This is a genomic window from Rhodococcus jostii RHA1, assembly GCF_000014565.1.
Taxonomy (GTDB): Bacteria; Actinomycetota; Actinomycetes; order Mycobacteriales; family Mycobacteriaceae; genus Rhodococcus_F; species Rhodococcus_F jostii_A.
The window spans coordinates 2,583,160-2,600,467 of the sequence record NC_008268.1; the positions used below are offsets into that span (position 1 = coordinate 2,583,160).

General features: G+C 68.2%; 17 protein-coding genes. 6 read left to right on the forward strand and 11 right to left on the reverse strand.

Features of this window, described 5'->3' with window-relative positions; translation table 11 throughout:
* Positions 1–6 precede the first annotated feature (6 nt).
* Complete coding sequence (locus RHA1_RS11890) at positions 7–1,419, reverse strand: FUSC family protein (protein ID WP_011595168.1); 1,413 nt, start codon at positions 1,417–1,419, stop codon at positions 7–9.
* Between the two features lie 66 nt (positions 1,420–1,485).
* Here RHA1_RS11890 and RHA1_RS11895 point away from each other — a divergent pair, with 66 nt between their 5' ends.
* Positions 1,486–2,010, forward strand: a complete 525-nt coding sequence (locus tag RHA1_RS11895; RefSeq protein ID WP_011595169.1) for a MarR family winged helix-turn-helix transcriptional regulator — start codon at positions 1,486–1,488, stop codon at positions 2,008–2,010.
* An 11-nt stretch (positions 2,011–2,021) separates the two neighbouring features.
* On the opposite strand, the gene RHA1_RS11900 is transcribed toward RHA1_RS11895, so the two are convergent.
* Positions 2,022–3,080 carry an SDR family oxidoreductase gene (locus RHA1_RS11900; RefSeq protein WP_011595170.1) on the reverse strand — a complete coding sequence of 353 codons (1,059 nt, stop codon included), beginning with the start codon at positions 3,078–3,080 and terminating at the stop codon, positions 2,022–2,024.
* Positions 3,081–3,168: 88 nt separating this feature from the next.
* On the opposite strand from RHA1_RS11900, the gene RHA1_RS11905 reads away from it, so the two are divergent.
* A complete protein-coding gene (locus RHA1_RS11905; protein WP_011595171.1) occupies positions 3,169–3,486 on the forward strand; it encodes an ArsR/SmtB family transcription factor in 318 nt (105 codons plus the stop codon).
* 5 nt (positions 3,487–3,491) lie between these two features.
* On the opposite strand, the gene RHA1_RS11910 is transcribed toward RHA1_RS11905, so the two are convergent.
* Both RHA1_RS11910 and RHA1_RS11915 read right to left on the reverse strand, forming a co-directional pair.
* Positions 3,492–3,965, reverse strand: a complete 474-nt coding sequence (locus RHA1_RS11910; RefSeq protein WP_011595172.1) for a hypothetical protein — start codon at positions 3,963–3,965, stop codon at positions 3,492–3,494.
* Between the two features lie 62 nt (positions 3,966–4,027).
* On the reverse strand, positions 4,028–4,843 hold the full coding sequence (locus RHA1_RS11915; RefSeq protein ID WP_011595173.1) for a DUF72 domain-containing protein: 816 nt from the start codon (positions 4,841–4,843) through the stop codon (positions 4,028–4,030).
* Positions 4,844–4,926: 83 nt separating this feature from the next.
* On the opposite strand from RHA1_RS11915, the gene RHA1_RS11920 reads away from it, so the two are divergent.
* From RHA1_RS11920 to RHA1_RS11930, 3 genes are all read left to right on the forward strand, one after another.
* Positions 4,927–5,247: a GYD domain-containing protein gene (locus RHA1_RS11920; protein WP_009475126.1), complete on the forward strand. Its 321-nt coding sequence runs from the start codon at positions 4,927–4,929 to the stop codon at positions 5,245–5,247.
* Positions 5,248–5,505: 258 nt separating this feature from the next.
* A complete protein-coding gene (locus RHA1_RS11925) occupies positions 5,506–6,360 on the forward strand; it encodes an LLM class F420-dependent oxidoreductase (RefSeq protein ID WP_011595174.1) in 855 nt (284 codons plus the stop codon).
* Between the two features lie 117 nt (positions 6,361–6,477).
* Entirely contained in the window at positions 6,478–7,884 is a 1,407-nt protein-coding gene (locus RHA1_RS11930) for an ABC1 kinase family protein (protein WP_011595175.1), read from the forward strand.
* Between the two features lie 21 nt (positions 7,885–7,905).
* Here RHA1_RS11930 and RHA1_RS11935 read toward each other — a convergent pair whose 3' ends face one another.
* From RHA1_RS11935 to RHA1_RS11965, 7 genes are all read right to left on the reverse strand, one after another.
* The gene (locus RHA1_RS11935; protein WP_011595176.1) at positions 7,906–9,471 is read right to left on the reverse strand and encodes a TerD family protein; all 1,566 of its coding nucleotides are present in this window, start codon (positions 9,469–9,471) and stop codon (positions 7,906–7,908) included.
* Between the two features lie 8 nt (positions 9,472–9,479).
* The gene (locus tag RHA1_RS11940; RefSeq protein WP_011595177.1) at positions 9,480–10,745 is read right to left on the reverse strand and encodes a TerD family protein; all 1,266 of its coding nucleotides are present in this window, start codon (positions 10,743–10,745) and stop codon (positions 9,480–9,482) included.
* Positions 10,746–10,806: 61 nt separating this feature from the next.
* A complete protein-coding gene (locus tag RHA1_RS11945) occupies positions 10,807–11,685 on the reverse strand; it encodes an HAD family hydrolase (protein WP_011595178.1) in 879 nt (292 codons plus the stop codon).
* Entirely contained in the window at positions 11,682–12,791 is a 1,110-nt protein-coding gene (locus RHA1_RS11950; RefSeq protein WP_011595179.1) for a cysteine protease StiP family protein, read from the reverse strand. Before RHA1_RS11950 ends, RHA1_RS11945 begins: the two co-directional genes overlap by 4 nt.
* A complete protein-coding gene (locus RHA1_RS11955; protein ID WP_011595180.1) occupies positions 12,788–14,071 on the reverse strand; it encodes a phosphoribosyltransferase family protein in 1,284 nt (427 codons plus the stop codon). The genes RHA1_RS11950 and RHA1_RS11955 overlap by 4 nt, the downstream gene beginning before the upstream one ends.
* Positions 14,068–15,270, reverse strand: a complete 1,203-nt coding sequence (locus tag RHA1_RS11960) for an HpcH/HpaI aldolase/citrate lyase family protein (RefSeq protein WP_011595181.1) — start codon at positions 15,268–15,270, stop codon at positions 14,068–14,070. Before RHA1_RS11960 ends, RHA1_RS11955 begins: the two co-directional genes overlap by 4 nt.
* A 12-nt stretch (positions 15,271–15,282) precedes the next feature.
* Positions 15,283–16,404 carry a hypothetical protein gene (locus RHA1_RS11965; RefSeq protein WP_041811370.1) on the reverse strand — a complete coding sequence of 374 codons (1,122 nt, stop codon included), beginning with the start codon at positions 16,402–16,404 and terminating at the stop codon, positions 15,283–15,285.
* A gap of 258 nt (positions 16,405–16,662) precedes the next feature.
* Here RHA1_RS11965 and RHA1_RS11970 point away from each other — a divergent pair, with 258 nt between their 5' ends.
* The gene (locus RHA1_RS11970; RefSeq protein WP_009475137.1) at positions 16,663–17,238 is read left to right on the forward strand and encodes a TerD family protein; all 576 of its coding nucleotides are present in this window, start codon (positions 16,663–16,665) and stop codon (positions 17,236–17,238) included.
* Positions 17,239–17,308 lie beyond the last annotated feature (70 nt).

Consider the following 17,308-nt stretch of genomic DNA (forward strand, 5'->3'; position numbering starts at 1 on the left):
GCGGCCTCAGCCCACGTGATGGTGGTCGGTCCGGCTGATCGCGACAGCGGAGACGATCACCCCGACCACCACACCGACGAGCGTGTCGACGATGCGGCTCACCGCGATGTCCGGTGCGACCGCCGACCCGAGGCCGGTGAGCAGCAGAGCCATGGGCGTGATGGCGACGGATGCGAACGCGTAGTTCTTGATGACCACCAGCTCGGTGACGGTCTGCAGCACCACGATGACCACGACGGTCTGCCAGTACCCCATCGCGGCGGCGATCAGCCCGGCGGCGAGGACGGCGCCCGCCACGTTACCGACGAGCCGCTGAATTCCCCGCTGCACGGTCTGGCTGAAGTTGAAACCCTGCATCGCGGCCATCGCACCCATCGACGCCCACAGCGGATGCTCCAATCCGATTGCCACACAGATCCATCCGGCCAGCGCGGCGGCAGCGGCGATACGGGCCGCGTTGACGATCCCCACTCGCGACCGCAGCGCCCGGAGACCGTCTGCGAAGAAGCCACCCGGCCGCGGCAGCACCGCGGTCTCCGCACCGAAGGCCGAAAGATCGCTGCGGCGCTTCACCTTACGCAGTTCGGACTCGTGATCGACGAGCGCACGCAGGGTGTCGTGGTCACGCTCGTGCGCCCACCGATCGACGACCGTGTCCGCTTCGGCGAGAAGCGCGAACAACTGGTGGGAGTGCCCGTCCCGGCCCCGCCCGCTGTGGGCGATCACGTCACGCGCGTTGTCGATGGCCTTGCGTGCGGACGCGATCGCGGAGGCGTCGTGTGCACGCTGCAGTTCCGCGGCCGCGGCGAGTGCCCGCGCCACCGCCAGCCGGGCGGGACCGAGAGGAACGAACAGGCAGGGCGTCATGGCGGCGAGCCAGCCCACGACGACACCGATCGCCACGGCCACGACGGCCGGTCCGAGATCGGAGAGATGGGTCGCGTGGCCGACCGCCGCGGTCGCCGCGAAGACCAGGATGACCGGGCCGGGACCGGCGATACGGAACGCCGCCAGCAGCCACGCGGCGACTCCCGACGCGACGGACATGACCGCTATCTGGAGCCAGAGTGACAGTCCCGCTGCACCGAGGAGCGCTCCACCGGCAACGAAGGCGATGAGCGCGACACCGACGAGTCCCGCCTTGCGGGCGAGCCGCGGGTACGGCTCGTATCGACCGAACGCGGCGGTCAGCGCACCGAGTGCCGCGAAACCCGCGAGGTTGCCGTGCCCGAGAAGACCACCGATGACCAGCACCAGAGCCGTCGCCGCACCCACCCGCAGTGCGGGAGCGATGGTGGCATCGGCGTTCCGGACCTCGAACGCACGACGCCACGTCGACGGCGCCACCGAGTAGGCCAGCGCCCCACGGGAGTGATGGAGCCGGCTGAGGTCGGGTGCGTATCGAGGGGAAGCCTGCATGACCTCAGCGTACCTTATACTTCACTAGTAAAATAGTTCTGAATTAGTGTGAAGTTGGTCGCTACGATGGTTTTCATGAGCACTGCCCCACGTCCGGATGAGGACTTCACCGATCGCGTTCGACGCGAATGGGCCGAGACCCATCCCGAAGTGGACACGTCACCGATCGAAGTGATGGGCCGTATCACCCGGATCGGATCCCAGGCCTTGCAGCAACTCGACCGCGCCCTGGACGCGAGCGGGGTCTCGCGCGCCGAGTTCGACGTCCTGTGCGTACTCGCCCGCAGCGATCGGCCACTGCGGGCCAGCGAGGTCACCGCCGTGACGATGCTCAGCGGCGCATCCACCACCAAGCACGTCGACCGCCTCGCCCGGCTGGGCCTCGTGGAACGGCTACCGTTCGAACGCGACGGGCGCGTCGTGTTGCTCCACCTGACCGAGTCCGGGCGGCAACTCGTCGACACCGAGTTCCCGCAGCGCGTCGAACGCGATCGGCAATTTCTCGCCGGGCTCGACGAGGACGAATGCGCCGTCCTGGCCGGGCTGCTCCGGCGGATCGCCGCCAACGTCGAATCCGGGATTCGCCGGTAGTTCCTTGTCTTTCAGGGGATGATCTTCCGGGCCCGAAGGTCGCGGAAGATGTCGAGGAACATCTGCTCGGTCTCGACGTGACGGTGGAAACCCAGCCGGCGCGCCTTGGAACCGTCGGCGATGACGTCGTAGTCCCAGCCGAAGACGAAGTCGCCGAACGCCCACGACGAGACGTCCGAGTACGGCGTCGGCTCCAGCCCGTGCTTCGCGACGAGGTCGTTCCACACCGGCTCCTTGTCGGCCATGACGACGTCCATCGACATCGGCAGCGGCGGTGCGACGTCCAGGTCGAAGAAATCCGCGATCTTCGGCAGCATCTCGTCCCAGCGGAACAGATCGCCGTTGTTGATGTTGAAAGCCTGATTCGCACACTCGGGGGTGGTCGCGGCCCAGACGGTCGCCTCCGCCAGCAGTCCGGCGTCGGTCATCTCGATCAGACTCGTGTACGCGCCGGGCTTACCCGGGAACCGCAGTGGCACGCCGAGTTCCTTCGACATCGTCGCGTAGACGGCAATCACCAGCGCGAGATTCATCGGATTGCCGAGAGCGAATCCGCACACGACCGAGGGGCGGATCGCGGACCACGTCCACCTCTTGCCACGCTGACGGCCTTCGAGGAACTGCTGCTGATCCACGTTGAACTCGGGCGGCATGTGCGGCGGGTCGCTCTCGCGCGCCGGCGTCTTGAACGGTCCGAGGTGGGCGCCGTAGACCTTGTACCCCTGCATCAGGCTGATGTGCTCGAGCCCGGCAGCCACGGGTTCGAGCGCGTTCACCGTGTTGACCAGCATCGCGAAGTTGGGCGCGACGAGCTCAGCCCACGACGGGCGGTCCTGGTAGGCGGCGTAGAAGATGTGGGTCACGTCGCGCAGTTCACCCAGCTTCTCGGCGGCGTCGCGCTGGTCGAGCAGATCGACCGCGATGTGCCGCACCCGGTCGGTGTCGGATCCGCCGCGTCGCGACAGTCCGATGATCTCCCACTCCCCGGTTGCCTCGAGGTGGTCGATCAGATTTCCGCCGATCACCCCGCGCGCACCGACGACCACTGCCACTCTGCGCTTCGCCATCATTCGACTCCTATCGGTATATCGCGAATTTGCGATATACCGAGTGAAGCACACATATCGAAAAATCGCGATATGACGGTACGGTGGGGCTGTGAATGAACTTCCGGACGCGACCGACCTGGCCCTCGTCTTCAAAGCGTTGTCGAACCCGACCCGCGTACGCATCCTGCAGTGGCTGAAGGACCCCGACAGCTTTCCCCCGCAACTCGAACCCGCGGAAGAGGTGGGCGTGTGCCTGAAGCACATTCAGGCGAGGGCCGAGGTCTCCCAATCGACGGCCTCGCAGTACATGGCCGCCCTACAGAGCGCCGGACTGGTCACCAGCCATCGGATCGGCCAGTGGACCCACTACCGCCGCAACGAGGACCGGATCGCCCGGCTGGCCGATCACATCCGCACCGAACTCTGAACGAATCAGGGCATCTCGACGGTTTCGGCGCGCGCGATCTCGTCGAGCGCCCGACGGACGTAACCGTCGGCGGGAACCTCCGCAGCACTCAGCAGATCGGCGATCACCAGGATCGCGGCCTCCACCGCACGCTCCGGTCTGCGCGGGTTCTCCTCGACATCGGCCACGCCGAGGGCACCGGTCAGCACCGTGACCAGCGAGTCGACGTCGACGGCCGGAAACCAGAGTGCCGCCGCTCGCGCGCAGCGGGTCAGGACGTCCTGCACGTCCTCCCCCGTCAGACCGTCCGGGTGCAACGTCTCGAGCAGTTCCCGGACCACCCCCGCCAGCACCGCACCGACCTGCTCCGCAGGCAGGGCCGCCAGTTCCTCCGTCGCCTCGGTCAGCGCCGCCGCGTCCGACGCACGCGCTGCGACGATGGCGGCGTCCAATGCTTCGGCGATGTCACGCGCGACAGCAGGCCAATGAGTGGGCCACATCCGGTAGATCCTCTTCTCGTCTTCGTCGAACCGAAGCTCACTGTGCCACGAGGCTCCGACACTCAGCGCAGCCGCTCGATCAACCGCAGCGCGTCGAACGGCGCGTACCCCTTCATGTCGTTGTCGAAGTACGCGAAACAGTCGAGGCCCTGCCCGAGCCATCGCTCGAACTTGCGGGCCCACTCGTCCAGCGCCTCGTCCGTGTAGCCGCTGGCATACAACTCCTTGTCCCCGTGCAACCGGGCGTAGACGAAATCGCTCGTCGCCGCCTCCACGTACGGGAACCGGCCTGCCGTGTCCGCGACGACGAACGCGACGTCGTGCGCGCGGAGCAACTCCCTCGCCTCCTCCGTGTCGAAACTGGGGTGCCGGACCTCGAGGGCGTGGCGGACGGGGCGATCGGCGTCCGTCTCCGTCCATGCCCTGTCGTCGGTGAGCTTGTCGTCGTGTCGAGACGCGAGCGTCGCGGCATCGGTGGTCGTCCGCGGCAGCTGGTCGAAGAACGCTGCGAGACTCGTCGAATCGAACGCGAGCGTCGGGGGCAGTTGCCACAGCAGCGGTCCGAGCTTGGGGCCCAACGCGAGCACCCCGGATGCGAAGAAGTTCGCCAGCGCCGTCTCGGCGCCGACCAGCCTCTTCATGTGCGTGATGTAGCGACCACCCTTGACGGCGAAGACGAAATCCTCCGGTGTCTCGTCACGCCACTTCGCGTAACTCGTCGGTCGCTGCAACGAATAGAAGGACCCGTTGATCTCGATGGATGTCAATCGCCCCGCGGCGTAGGCCAACTCCTTGCGATGGGCCAGACCGTCCGGGTAGAAGTCACCGCGCCAACCGGGATACGTCCAGCCGGAGATACCTATGCGGGCCTCAGCCATCTCACGACCCTAGCGCCGGAACCTATTGCATGTGGCCCGTCCCGGGAGAACCATGAGAGGACCCCACAATCGAGGAGGCACTGATGCCGAGATATCTCTGGCAGGTCACGTACTCACCCGAAGGCGCGAAGGGTTTACTCGCCGAAGGCGGCACCGCACGACGCGAGGCGATCACGCAGATGGTCGAAAGCGTCGGGGGCACAGTCGAATCCTGTTACTTCGCACTGGGTGGCCGGGATCTGTTCGTCATCGGTGACGTGCCGGACGACGTCGCGGCCGCCGCGCTCGGGATCCGCACCACCGCTTCCGGTGCGGCGAGATCCGAATCGGTGGTGCTGCTGACGCCGGAGCAGGTGGACGACGCGGTGCGCCGGGACGCCGAGTACCGGGCGCCCGGCAGCTGATCGACCACCCTGCGGTAGCGAATATCGTTCTGCAGGATGATGTGCGGCGGCGGAGTCGGTCGATAGCGTCGAGCCATGTCAACTGACCAGGCCGACTCGACGTCGGTGAACCCGTTCACCACCGAGTTATGGTGGCCTGGTTTTTCGCGTTTCTCGGGCTGATCGCCGCGCTCCTGTTCCGCTCCTGGCCGCATCAGGCCTGAGAGCCTCAATCCGAAACACCGGAATGAATGTCCACGAGGGAAGGTTGCACGTCACATGACGGAGACCACAGCAGAAACCCCGCAGCTCGGACAGTTCGGCGTTTGGCGTCACGCCGGCGGACTGGCCCCTGAGGTGGGTGCGGCGATCGAATCGGCAGGCTACGGCGCGATCTGGATCGGCGGCTCCCCGCCTGCCGACCTCGACGTCGCCGAGCGCCTGCTCGACGCGACATCCACCATCACGGTCGCGACCGGAATCGTGAACATCTGGACCGCCCCCGCCGACGAGGTCGCTACCTCGTTTCACCGGCTCGAAGCGCGTCATCCAGGGCGCTTCCTCCTCGGCATCGGCGTCGGCCATCCCGAACAGCCCGGCCTGAACTACAGCAAGCCGTACGCCGCGCTCGTGGAGTATCTCGACGCCCTCGATGGTGCCGGCGTCCCGGCGGGACGACGCGTCCTGGCCGCCCTCGGTCCGAAGGTTCTCGAACTGTCCGCAGCCCGCGCCGCCGGGGCCCATCCGTACCTGACCACGCCGCAGCACACCCGTGAAGCGCGGGAACTGCTGGGCCCGGGCCCGGTGATCGCGCCGGAGCAGAAGGTCGTGCTGGACACCGATCCGGAACGCGCTCGCCCCATCGGACGTTCGGCCGTCGAGGATCCGTACCTGCACCTGCGCAACTACGTCAACAATCTGAAACGGCTCGGGTACACCGACGAGCAGATCGAGAACGGCGGCAGCGACGACCTCATCGACGCGCTCGTCGCCCACGGCGACACGCAGTACGTCGCCGGTCGCCTCCGGGAACACCTCGACGCGGGCGCCGATCACGTGGCCATCCAGGTACTCCCCGCAGGTGACGATCCGGTGCCTGCCCTGCGGGAACTCGCAGGCGCGCTGGGACTCTGAGTTCTGCTAACGAAATGATGTGATGGCGGGTACCGCATACCGAAAGGGGTTCGCCGAAACGGTCGGGGTATGGTCCCCTTCTGAACGGCAGGCGGGACTGAACGCAAGGTAGGAACTGTGCAAGAGCCAACGGCACGTCCAGTCGGCCCGTACGCTTCGGGGCCGCCACCTGCAGCCCTGACCGTGCACTCCGCGAGCCTCGACCATTTCCGTGCCGCGGAGTTGTGGCGGGCGCTCGTCATCGGCGTGGTCGTCGTCGCCTACACCCTGTTCGCGCTGGTCACCTGGCCTGTCCGACGTCGCGGCCGCACCCTTGCGGACGCGGCGTCGGAGGGCCTGGTCAACGGTTTCGAAGTGCTGGGGCCGACATTCGTCAAGGTCGGTCAGCTGATGGCGTCGTCCTCCGGGGTGTTCCCCGCCCCGCTGGCCAACGCGTGTCTGCGATGTCTCGACGACGTGCCGCCGGTGCCCGCCGAGGAGGCCCGCCGGGTCATCGAAGCCGACCTGGGCCATCCCGTCGACGCGCTGTTCGCGTCGTTCGACGACGTCCCCCTCGCCGCCGCCTCCGTCGCGCAGGTCCACGGCTGCGTACTCCCCGACGGCAGGGAAGCCGTCATCAAGGTGCAACGCCCCGACATCTTCCGGCGCATGGTGGTGGACCTGCGCACCGCGTACTGGGGTGCGCGGATCCTCGAGAAGCTGTTCGAGTTCTTCCGCATCGCCAACGCCACCGCCATCATCCGCGACCTCCACGCGGCCACGATGACCGAACTCAACAGTGCGGTCGAGGCCGACCGGCAGGCCCGGTTCCGGACCAACATCGGGGCGTTCGGCGACAACAAGGGCGTCACCACCCCCGAGGTGTACTGGGACTACTGCGGCCCGCACGTCATCTGCATGGAACGCATGTACGGCCTGCCGCTCGACCGGTTCCCCGACCTCGTCCACATGGACACCCGCATGCTGATCCGCCGCGGCGTCAAGGTGTGGATCGAGTCCGTCATCCTCCACGGCCCGTTCCACGGCGACGTGCACGCCGGCAACCTGTGGGTCCTCGACGACGGACGCATCGCGATGCTCGACTTCGGCATCGTCGGTGAGCTCCCCGATTCGTGGCGGCAGATCCTGCGCGACATGTTCTACGCGACTCTGATCGACGGCGACTTCTCCCGGATGGCACGCGGAATCCGGAGCCTCGGCTACGCGACGGACAACGACGCCACCGACGACGAGATCGGACTCCAGGTGGCCGCCGCCCTCGCACCGCTACTGGGCCGGGACCTCGGTGAGCTGCGGCTCAGCGAACTCATCATGGCGCTGATCGGCATCGGCAAGAAATGGGGCGTCGCCAGCCCCGAGGAACTCGTCCTGTTCGGGAAGCAGCTCGGCTACTTCGAGCGCTACGCCACCGAACTCGCCCCCGGCTGGGTGATCGGGCAGGACCTGTTCCTGTTCCGCAACGTCTTCCCGGACGCCGTCGCCGCGAAGGCCCTCGAACTCGGGGTCGAACTGCCCGACGAGTGACGCGAGTTCGCGGCGAGGGATCTACTGCCCGGTCAGTGAATCCAGCACCGAGGCTCGGTGGAGGGGGTGGTCCGGGAGCCGGTCGGGTGTCAGGATCCAGTCGTTGCCGGTCCACGGGTCGGAGACGGTGAGGACCCCCGACGTCGGAACCTGCTGCGCGATGCGTTCGAGTACCGCGACACCCGGATCCGAATCCGCGGAGGCACTGTCGCCGACGATGATCAGCGACGTCCCGACCGCGGGACCGTGATCGGCGAGGTGCACGATGCGGGCGGCGTCCTCGGCGCCGAACCCGTGCGGGAAGTCGCCCAGGATCACCAGCCGCGGCTCCGGCAGGGTGTCGCGGATTCCGCTGCGGGCCGCCATTTCTGCGAGGTCGACGCTCTCGGACAGCGCGGTGAGGCGGGCGGTGATGTCGGACGCCGAGGACACGACGGGCGAAGCCAGAAGTGCGCCGAGGGGTTCGGTGAACGTGCGCAGCGAGCCGCTGAGGTCGACCACCTCCAACCGCTGTGCCGCAGGTGACGCGACCAGCATGCGCGCCGCCAGCGCCGCGACCACCGGTGCGGCCTCGGCCGGATCGCCGACGATCCAGAGCGGACGCCCCAACGGGTAATGGACGCAGAACGGCACCCGCAGCTCACCGAGATCGGGTGCGGAGAGCTCGCCGAGCCTCAGCCCGTCCGTTACCGCGCTGCCGGTGACGGGGCTCGTCCAGGCGGCGGATTCGAAGGTGGCCAGTGACCGCGGCAGCAGCGGGTCGATGGCGCGGAGTTCGTCGGCCAGTTGCGAAGTCTCGCCGTCGAATTTGCGCTGAGCCTCGGCGACGAGGGCATCGCACCGCTCCTGCGCCCTGGCCTGCGATTGCACGACCGCCGGACTGTTGCGTGTGGACGGGTCGGCCACCGACTCGGAGAGTTCGTCGTCCAGCCGCGCCTGCGCGTAGTCGCGGGAGGATCGGAAGGAGGCCGCGGACCGGGCGGCGTCCTCGAAGATCATCCACGCTCTCTCGAACGAGTGGGCCGGGTCGAGCGGTATGCCCGCAGGACCGGGTGTCGCCGGAACCTCCTCGGCGACAGGGTGTGCGGGTTCGTCCACCTCGACGCCGTGCCGGGTGACGAGTTCGGCGAGGCCGCCGTCGTATCCCTGCCCGACGGCCCGCACCTTCCATTCGGTGCCGCGCCGGTAGATCTCGAGGCAGATCGCGGCCGCCTCGGAACCGACCAGCGGAACATCGAAAACGACCAGCGGACGACCATTTTCGTCGGTGAGAGTGGCCGACAGCCCCTCCCGGGACAGCGTCGACGGACCGTTCGGGGACGCCGGATCGACACTGACCACGCAGAGCACACCGGCCGCAGCGGCGTCCACCTCGTCCAGCTGCAGCCGGACCGTTCCGTCCGCCTCGAGTTCCACCCCGGCGGCGCGCCGCTGGTTGTAGAACACGAAGTGGTCCGAGGACAGCGTGCGGAGATCGCCGTCCACGATCAGCGCGGAAACGTCGATCGGCGTCGCATCGACCGCGCGGAAACGCAGGACGCGCGACGGCAGCGGGGCGTTCTGCCCCGGAACGAGGTGGACCGTCACCGCCGCCCCTACACGCCGAGGAAGCGGCCGAGTTGAGGCGCAGCCTCACCGGCGTGCTTGGCCTGAATACCCTCACCGATAGCCTGCAGCTTCCACTCGCCGCCCACCCGGTACACCTTGGCCATCACCATTCCGGTGAACGGCATCCCGCCCTGCAGCGTGAACCGGGCGAGTTCGGCCGACGACGTGGTGTCCACGAGGCGGCAGAAGGCGTTCTTCACCTGCTCGAACGTGTGCCCGCGGTACGACGTCACGATGAACACGATGGTCGAGATGTGCGGCGGAATGCGGGTGAGATCCACGAGGATCACCTCGTCGTCGCCGGCGCCCTCACCGGTGAGGTTGTCGCCCTGATGCCGGATCGATCCGTCCTTCGACGCCAGCTGGCCGTAGTAGGCGACGTCGACCATGTTGTTGTCCGCGAACAGGACCGCCGACGCGTCGAGGTCGACGTTGGCGGAACGGTTCCCGAACATGCCGCGCTTCTCGATCGGATCCCAGCCGAGTCCCATCTGGATGTACGTCAGTGCGACGCCACCGTCCTTGCGGAGCGTGACCTTCTGCCCCTTGGAGAGGCTGACCGGTCGCGCCTTGGTGAGACTGACCTCGGCCGGAGCAGACGGAGCGGCTGGCGCGGGGGGTGCAGCGGGAGCCGGGGGCGCGACCGGTGCGGCCGGCGGCGGGTAGGCGGCCTGCGGTGCCGGTGCGGGAGCCGGCGGCTGCTGGACGGGAGCGGCGGCGGGTGCGGGAGCGGCGGCGGGTGCGGGAGCGTCGTCAACGGACACGCCGTGATCGGTGACGAGTGCGGCGAACCCGCCGGCGTAGCCCTGCCCCACGGCCCGCACCTTCCAGGCGCCCTGGCGTCGGTACAGCTCGAGCGCGATGACGATCGACTCGGAGTTCAGCCCCTCGATCTTGTACTCGTACAGCGAGTTTCCGGCGCCGTCGGCGACCCGGGCGGTCGGCGGAGCGGAGCGGCCGAAGCTACTGGTGGCGTCGTCGAGGGTGATGACCGCGCGCACCTGCGCGATGTCGGCAGGCACCGCGCCGAGCGACACCTTCAGCGAGGCCGCCTGTCCGGTGGCTCCGGGGACGAGTTGCACCCCGGGACCGGTCGGCTGGTTGAAGAAAACGAAGTCGGCGTCCGAGCGGACCTTCCCCGAGTCCGTGACGAGCAGCGCGGACAGGTCGGCGGCGGCCGTCAGTTCGAGGGAGACGATGACGTCGTCGACGCTCAGCGGGCCGTTCTGACCCTTGGCTAGCGGAGTGGACACTGCGTGGTTCCTTCACTGTGGGAGCGTCGGGTTTGTCCCGTTTGGTCTGTTTGCCTACAACCTACAAAAGAGAGCCGACGGCCGTCGTCCCCGCACCCCGCGCGACCCGGTCCGCGAACCAGCGCAGGATCTCCTCACCAGCGGCGATACCGCTACTGCCGGTGACCGACAGGGTCGGGTGCTGCCAGTCGAGGGTTTCGAGTTCGCCGTGCCGGGGGCGGATGGCGGCGTCGGCGGCACTGAGCATGTTGGCGTCGAGGGCCCCGTCCCCGGCCGCCAGCAGGGGCGCTTCCGGCTCGAGCACTCCGTCGTCGACGAGCCTCGTACGGACCTCCGCGACCGCGCGGCCCTTGCACACCGCGTCGGGCATCGTGTAAATCTTGCGACCCTGCCGGGACGCTCCCCATCCCCGGTCGACGCACCAGTCGTTCCACTCCTCGACGAAGCCGGACGGCATCGCGTCGAGGTCCACGACCAGGTAGGAGAACAACTCGTCCGCCACCCGGGACGAACGCACCCAGCTGTCGTCGATGCGGCGGCTCAGCTCGGCGCCGACCTCCACCAGCGAGGCTCCACCTTCGGCCATCGCGATGTCGACACCCGACCGCCAACCCGCATCGGGCACCCCGTCGACGAGGATGTTGCCGCCGTTGGTCGTGATCGCGTACCGCCACGGCGCCCCCGGCAGGTCGATGCGCTGGAACTGGGCAACGGTGCGCGTCGTGGTGGGCACGATCACGGCGGACGCGGTGAGCCGGCGCAGCATGGCCTCGGCGGCCGACGTGACGTAGGACAGCGGCTTGCCGTCGTACACCTCGACGCAGAGGAGGTCCTCTTCGCCGGGCCGCTCGGCCACGTCGCTCTCGGTGACGGCGAGTTCCATGGCCCCGCGCGAGTAGATCATGGTGCGGTCGAGGTCGGTCGCGATCAGCGCGGTCATGTCACATCCTTGATCAGGCCCATACACGAATATGCCAGGCCGGGAACCTCTTCGACGGGGACCGCACGCGCGGCGGCGAGTAGCCGGATGTGTGCGTGCTCCGGGGCGTCGAGGTCGCGGACGAGCACCCGCCACGGCACCCGGCGCAGCAGCACCCGGGTGGTCTCGCCGACGCCCGGCTTCACGAAGTTCACACTCGAGATCCCGTACTGCTCCCGGACCGCCTCGACGGACTTCCAACCGTCCCAGGTGGGGGTGCGGTCCGACCGCAGCAGGTCCTCGACGTCGCCGGGAACGTGCTCGCGCACGTCCCCGAAGGACGCGCTGACGGAATCGAGGAGGTGGTTGGACACGTCCTCGCCCGCGAGGTGCGCGTAGAACTTGGCGCCGTGGAAGTCGCCGGGTCCGATCAGCGTGTCGTTGAGGACGGTCCGCGACACCAGGCCCGACACGGTGGAGTTCAGGCACGCGGAGGCGATCAGGAAGTCGTCGCGGGTGCCGAACGTGCGAGCGCAGTGCCCGGGATCGGCGAGGACGGCGAGGTCGTCGTCGAAGTCGGCGCCACCGGCTTCGCGGTACTCGGCGAGTGCCTGCGACAGCTCGCGGGCGATGGCGCCCTTGCCCGTCCAGCCGTCGACGAACACCACGTTCTTCGAGTCGTGATGACGCGCAAGGTAGTCGAGCGCGACGGCGTCGATCCCCCGGTCGCGGACGATGGAGACGGCGTAGTGCGGCAGCGTCAACCCGTGGACGTCCCGCGCCCAGCGGCGCATGAGCACCCCCACCGGGGTTCCCGCACGCGCCAGTGACACGAGGGTGACGTCGCGGCCCCGCTCGGCCAGCACGAGGTCGGTGACCGTCCCCACGGCGCGCGCCAGCCGGATGGAGCTGTCCTGCAGCACCTTCTCGAACAGCTCGCGGTACTCCGCGTCGGGCTGGTACTCGATGGGCAGCGTCTCCGCGTAGTGGGACTCACCCGACTGGATGCGGCGCTCCCGCTCGGCGACATCGGCTTCGAGGTCGACGTGCGACAGATCCTTGAGCAGCCAGCCCACCTCGTCGGTGGAGTACGAACCGAACGCCGGGCCGGTCAGCGGCGCCGTCACGTCGACGCTCCCGCACGTGCGGCGCGCAGCGACCGCGGGTCGGCGCCGGACACGGCGGCCAGGAGCACATCCGTTCCCGACGCGGTGAGCACGTCGAGGAGTCCGCCGGCCGCAGTGAGCCGGTCGGTGTCGGCCGCGGTGTCGATCACCGCGACCACGACGGCGTCCTCGCCCGGCCACTGGGCGTTGTAGACGAAACGCGGCTGCTCTTCACCGTTCTCGGGCGCCGTGAAGCGGAATCCTCGGCGCAGCGGGTAGCCCGGCTGGTCGAGCACGTAGGCGGGTGACCGCGTCGTCGTCTGGAATCGAACCCGGAAACCGGACGTGGCGAGCGCGTCCGCGATTCGCAGGGGCAGGTACATCAGCTCTTCGTGTCCGACGACGATCACCGGCCGCTGCGGGTCGAGCCGGTCCCGGAGCACCGCGGCCGCCGACGCGACGGCCGCATCGAACTCCTCGGTGTCTTCCCGCAGGAATCCGTGCCGACCACCTTCCGGAACCGCTGCGGGCCACGGTATGTCGGCACGATCGACGGTCCCGGTCCGCTCACCGATGGGGTTGAGCACCGGTTCCGGAAGGGCACCGACCGAGTCGATCAGGCCGTCGGGAAGCTCGGTGCGCCCCACCGCCAGACTCACGCTGTCGATCTGCACTCCCAATTCGGTGGCTGCGGCGTCGACGGCGTCCCGGTGGCCCTGCTCGCACATGTCGACGAGCGACGCCACGACGTAACGGCTACGGGGATTCTGCCGGTGCAGCGCGCGGATCGCGTCCACAGCGGTGGCGCCGGTGGAGATCTCGTCGTCCACGAGGACGAGAGGGCGATCGCCCGTGAACAACTCGACGGACGTCGGCTGCAACTGGTGGCTGGTTGCATGCGAGTGCCCCTCCTCGAACCCGGCGGACGTCCCGATCTCGGGTACGTCCCGGCGCGTGGAGTGCAGGTAGCACCGGGCGCGCAGCCGGGCCGCGACACAATGCCCGAGACCTGTTGCGGTTTCGGCGAATCCGAGCACCACGGGATCTGCATCCGGTCCGAGAACCTCGGCGACCAGATCGCCGAGGCGGTCGCCTGCGCCGATCACGGCACCCGGGTCGGTGGGCACGTGCTTGCCGAGGACCGTCGAGACGAGCAGGTGGGCACGTCGCGGGTTGCGCCGCAGGCCGGGCTCGACGAGTTCGGGGATGGTCAGCCCCGTGCCCGAACCCACGTGGGCGAGCGTCAACCCCAGGTGTTCCGTGGCCCAGGGCACTGCGCACACGGCAGTGGGTGAGCTCATCGGACGGCCAGTGCGGTCAGTAGATCCACGAACGTGATTCCCTCGTTTGTCACGCCGAACACCTTCGCCCGGACGAGTGTCTTCTCGGCCCAGCTGCGGTGCGGGCGCATTTCGTTCATCTTGTTGCGATACCCCGACGCCTGGACGCCGCCGACGCTCTCGGCGCCGAGAATGTCGAGCGCATCGTGGTACTCCTCGTGTGTCACCGCGGACAGGGCGTGCACGGCCGCGACGTGCGTGGGGTGGATGACCGTCTTGCCCTGGATGCCGTTGGCGCGGTCGAGGGCGATCTCCCGCAGCAGACCGTCCAGATCCCGGCTGACCAGCTGCTGACGGAACCGCACCTCGTTGTGCTCCTCGAACGGCGTGGCGCGCAGGGTCGGCCGGAACATCCGCTCGTGGTCGGCGAAGTACTCCCACACAGGACCGGTGATGACGTGTCCCGTGTCGTCGGCGCGGCCCAGGAAGTTGACGATGCCGGCAATCGCGTCCGCGACCACTCGCACGTCGTAGATCGTCAGGTCGCGGTCGCGGCGGATGCCGAACGTGGCACACATGTCGGTGGCGCCGATGCGCACGGCGAGGATCCGCTCGCGGTGTTCGACGAGCAGTTCGCCGATCTTCGCGAGTTCGTCGTCGCGGGTCTCCCGGTGCACCAGTGCCGGCGATTCGAGCACCGGCATCGCGTACAGGTGCTTGCCGAGCCGCTCCGACGCCGCGGCCAGCTCGTCGAGGAACGCACGTCCCGTCGCACCACCGAACTTCGGAATCACGAATCCGGACAACACCTCGACGCCGGTGGTCAGCAGGTCGGCGATCCGCCGAAGGTCCTCGGCAGCCCGCACCCGGACGAACAACTGCATCCGCGCACCACCATGGGTCGCGAGCCGATCGAGCGCGTCGACGGCGTTGAGCAGCGCCGCTTCCACCTGGTCGTCGGCCACCGCGTCCTCGAGGTCCAGGACCATCGAGCAGACACCGTCACCGGACCGGCGAAGGATCGTGTCCGCGAGGTCGGACCTCGTCGCAGGCACGTACAGCGTCGCGCCCAGCGCGACGGCCAGCACCGTCCGATCCTCGTCCGGCCCGAGCGCCTGCGGAGTGTGCAGGAACAGCCGGCCGTGCGTCTCGGGATCGAGGTGGTGGAAGTGCCGAACATGCCGCACCGCCGCCGTCGTGACCTCTTCGCTAATGCTCATCGTCCCCCCGTGTCATCGCTGTCCTGTGTGTCCTCTCATCTTCTGAACCACCTCGGCGATGAACGCCGACACGGCATCGAGCTGGGCGACGTACGCCCAGTAGTCGGGATGCCTCCCGGTCAGTGTCCCTGCAATTCGGTCTATCCGCTCGAGCTGAGCGTCGAGGACCGACCCCCATTCCCGCACGAGACCACGATTGACAGCCAGCATCTGGGCGTCGCGGAGGCGAAATCTAACCTCGTTCTCCTTGGCCCGCGGGTTCTCGCGGACCTCCCGCAGCAACAGCAGGCGATCGGTGACGCCGTCGACGTTCGCCTCGGCGTCGACCAGATGGGTCCGCGCGGCGGCGGTCAGATCGAGCGCCCCCTCCGGATTTCCGGCGGTCAGAGCCTTCTGTGCCTGCTGCAGATCGGTTTGCGCCTGCTCGATGTGCCTGCGGCTCTCGCGGTCGTTGTGGACGAGATCCGCCGAACTGGCCGCGTTGAACTCGCGCAGCAGGGCGGAGTAGGCGGGCGCGAGCCGTTCCGCCCGCGTCTGCACCGCGGCGATCCTCGTCGTCACCGACGACACGGCGTGAGCGGCGTCCAGTTCCTTGGACGGGGCCGCGGCCAGTGCCTTCTCGAGCGCCGCAGACTCTTCCCGCACACGCGCTGCCGCTTCGCGGACCGGGTTGGCTCCACGGGCACCCTGCAGCGCCACGACTGCGGCGTCGAGTGCCGCACCCCGATCGCGCACCGACGGGTAGCCGGCGTACGCGCCGCCCTCGGTCTGCACCCGCTGCTGCGCCGCGGAGGCGACCTGAAACGCCTGCTGGGCGAGTTGGGGTACGGCCGCCAGCATCGCGGTCGACTCCTCGAGATGGCCCCGATGTGTGCGATAGAACTCGTCGAGAGACTGCGTCGCCGCCACCAACTGCCGCGTCACCTGCTCGTACGCGGCGGCCGCCGCGGGTGTCTGCACGTTCTCGAATTGGTCTTCCGCCGCCAGATACGCCGTCGCGGCCTGGTAGCACCCGTCGCGAACCGGTTCCCAGGCCCGCCGGATTCCGCGTTCCGGAGTCAGCTGGTCCGAGGCGTCCACGGCCGCGGCGGCGATGCTCTGCCGGTTGTCCATATCGAGAAACGCTGCGACCATCGTGTCGTGGGCGCGACGAGCCGAGTCGTCGCCCCGGGCTCTTCCTCGGAAGCGCCCCGCCCATCCGCTCGTCACGTCCTGAATCGTACTGGTCGGGCCGACAACACCGAGTGGTCCGGAATTGCCTGTGCACAAACCTGTGGACAGTTCGCGGGATGGGACAAGTCGGACAAATTCATTATCGTGGTGTTGCACGACGAACCCGGAACTTCGACAGTTGTCGAGGGTCCACCCACCTCCTCTCGAAAGGACCCCTGAATGGGCGTCAGCTTGACCAAGGGCGGCAATGTTTCTCTCACGAAGGAGGCGCCGAACCTGACCGCGGTGGCTGTCGGACTCGGATGGGATGCCCGCTCGACCACCGGCACCGACTTCGACCTCGACGCCAGCGCCATCGGTGCGGGTGCCGACAAGAAGGTCGTGTCGGACCAGCACTTCGTGTTCTTCAACAACCTGCGTTCCCCCGACGGCTCGATCGAGCACATCGGTGACAACACCACCGGTGCGGGCGAGGGTGACGACGAGGTGATCAACGTCAACCTGGCGGCGGTCCCCGCGAACATCGAGAGCATCCTGTTCCCCGTCTCGATCTACGATGCGGAGACCCGTTCGCAGTCGTTCGGTCAGGTCCGCAACGCCTACATTCGCGTCGTCGACCAGGCCAACGGCAACGAGCTCGCCCGCTACGACCTGTCCGAGGACGCGTCGACCGAGACCGCTATGGTTTTCGGCGAGCTGTACCGCAACGGCGCGGAGTGGAAGTTCCGTGCCATCGGCCAGGGCTACGCGTCCGGGCTGGCCGGTATCGCGCGCGACTACGGCGTCAACGTCTGACAGTCGTTTCGTTCTCCAGCCGGGGGAGGGTTTCACGGCCCTGACGTGAAACCCTCCCCCGGTGTTCGTC

What these genes read in the sequence shown, in the direction of transcription:
- RHA1_RS11920 (WP_009475126.1), top strand. Translation starts at nt 4,927, where the DNA reads ATGCCGAGATATCTCTGGCAGGTCACGTACTCACCCGAAGGCGCGAAG.
- RHA1_RS11900 (WP_011595170.1), bottom strand. Translation starts at nt 3,080, where the DNA reads ATGATGGCGAAGCGCAGAGTGGCAGTGGTCGTCGGTGCGCGCGGGGTG.
- RHA1_RS11890 (WP_011595168.1), bottom strand. Translation starts at nt 1,419, where the DNA reads ATGCAGGCTTCCCCTCGATACGCACCCGACCTCAGCCGGCTCCATCAC.
- RHA1_RS11970 (WP_009475137.1), top strand. Translation starts at nt 16,663, where the DNA reads ATGGGCGTCAGCTTGACCAAGGGCGGCAATGTTTCTCTCACGAAGGAG.
- RHA1_RS11965 (WP_041811370.1), bottom strand. Translation starts at nt 16,404, where the DNA reads ATGGTCGCAGCGTTTCTCGATATGGACAACCGGCAGAGCATCGCCGCC.
- RHA1_RS11945 (WP_011595178.1), bottom strand. Translation starts at nt 11,685, where the DNA reads ATGACCGCGCTGATCGCGACCGACCTCGACCGCACCATGATCTACTCG.
- RHA1_RS11910 (WP_011595172.1), bottom strand. Translation starts at nt 3,965, where the DNA reads ATGTGGCCCACTCATTGGCCTGCTGTCGCGCGTGACATCGCCGAAGCA.
- RHA1_RS11960 (WP_011595181.1), bottom strand. Translation starts at nt 15,270, where the DNA reads ATGAGCATTAGCGAAGAGGTCACGACGGCGGCGGTGCGGCATGTTCGG.
- RHA1_RS11925 (WP_011595174.1), top strand. Translation starts at nt 5,506, where the DNA reads ATGACGGAGACCACAGCAGAAACCCCGCAGCTCGGACAGTTCGGCGTT.
- RHA1_RS11955 (WP_011595180.1), bottom strand. Translation starts at nt 14,071, where the DNA reads ATGAGCTCACCCACTGCCGTGTGCGCAGTGCCCTGGGCCACGGAACAC.
- RHA1_RS11895 (WP_011595169.1), top strand. Translation starts at nt 1,486, where the DNA reads ATGGTTTTCATGAGCACTGCCCCACGTCCGGATGAGGACTTCACCGAT.
- RHA1_RS11915 (WP_011595173.1), bottom strand. Translation starts at nt 4,843, where the DNA reads ATGGCTGAGGCCCGCATAGGTATCTCCGGCTGGACGTATCCCGGTTGG.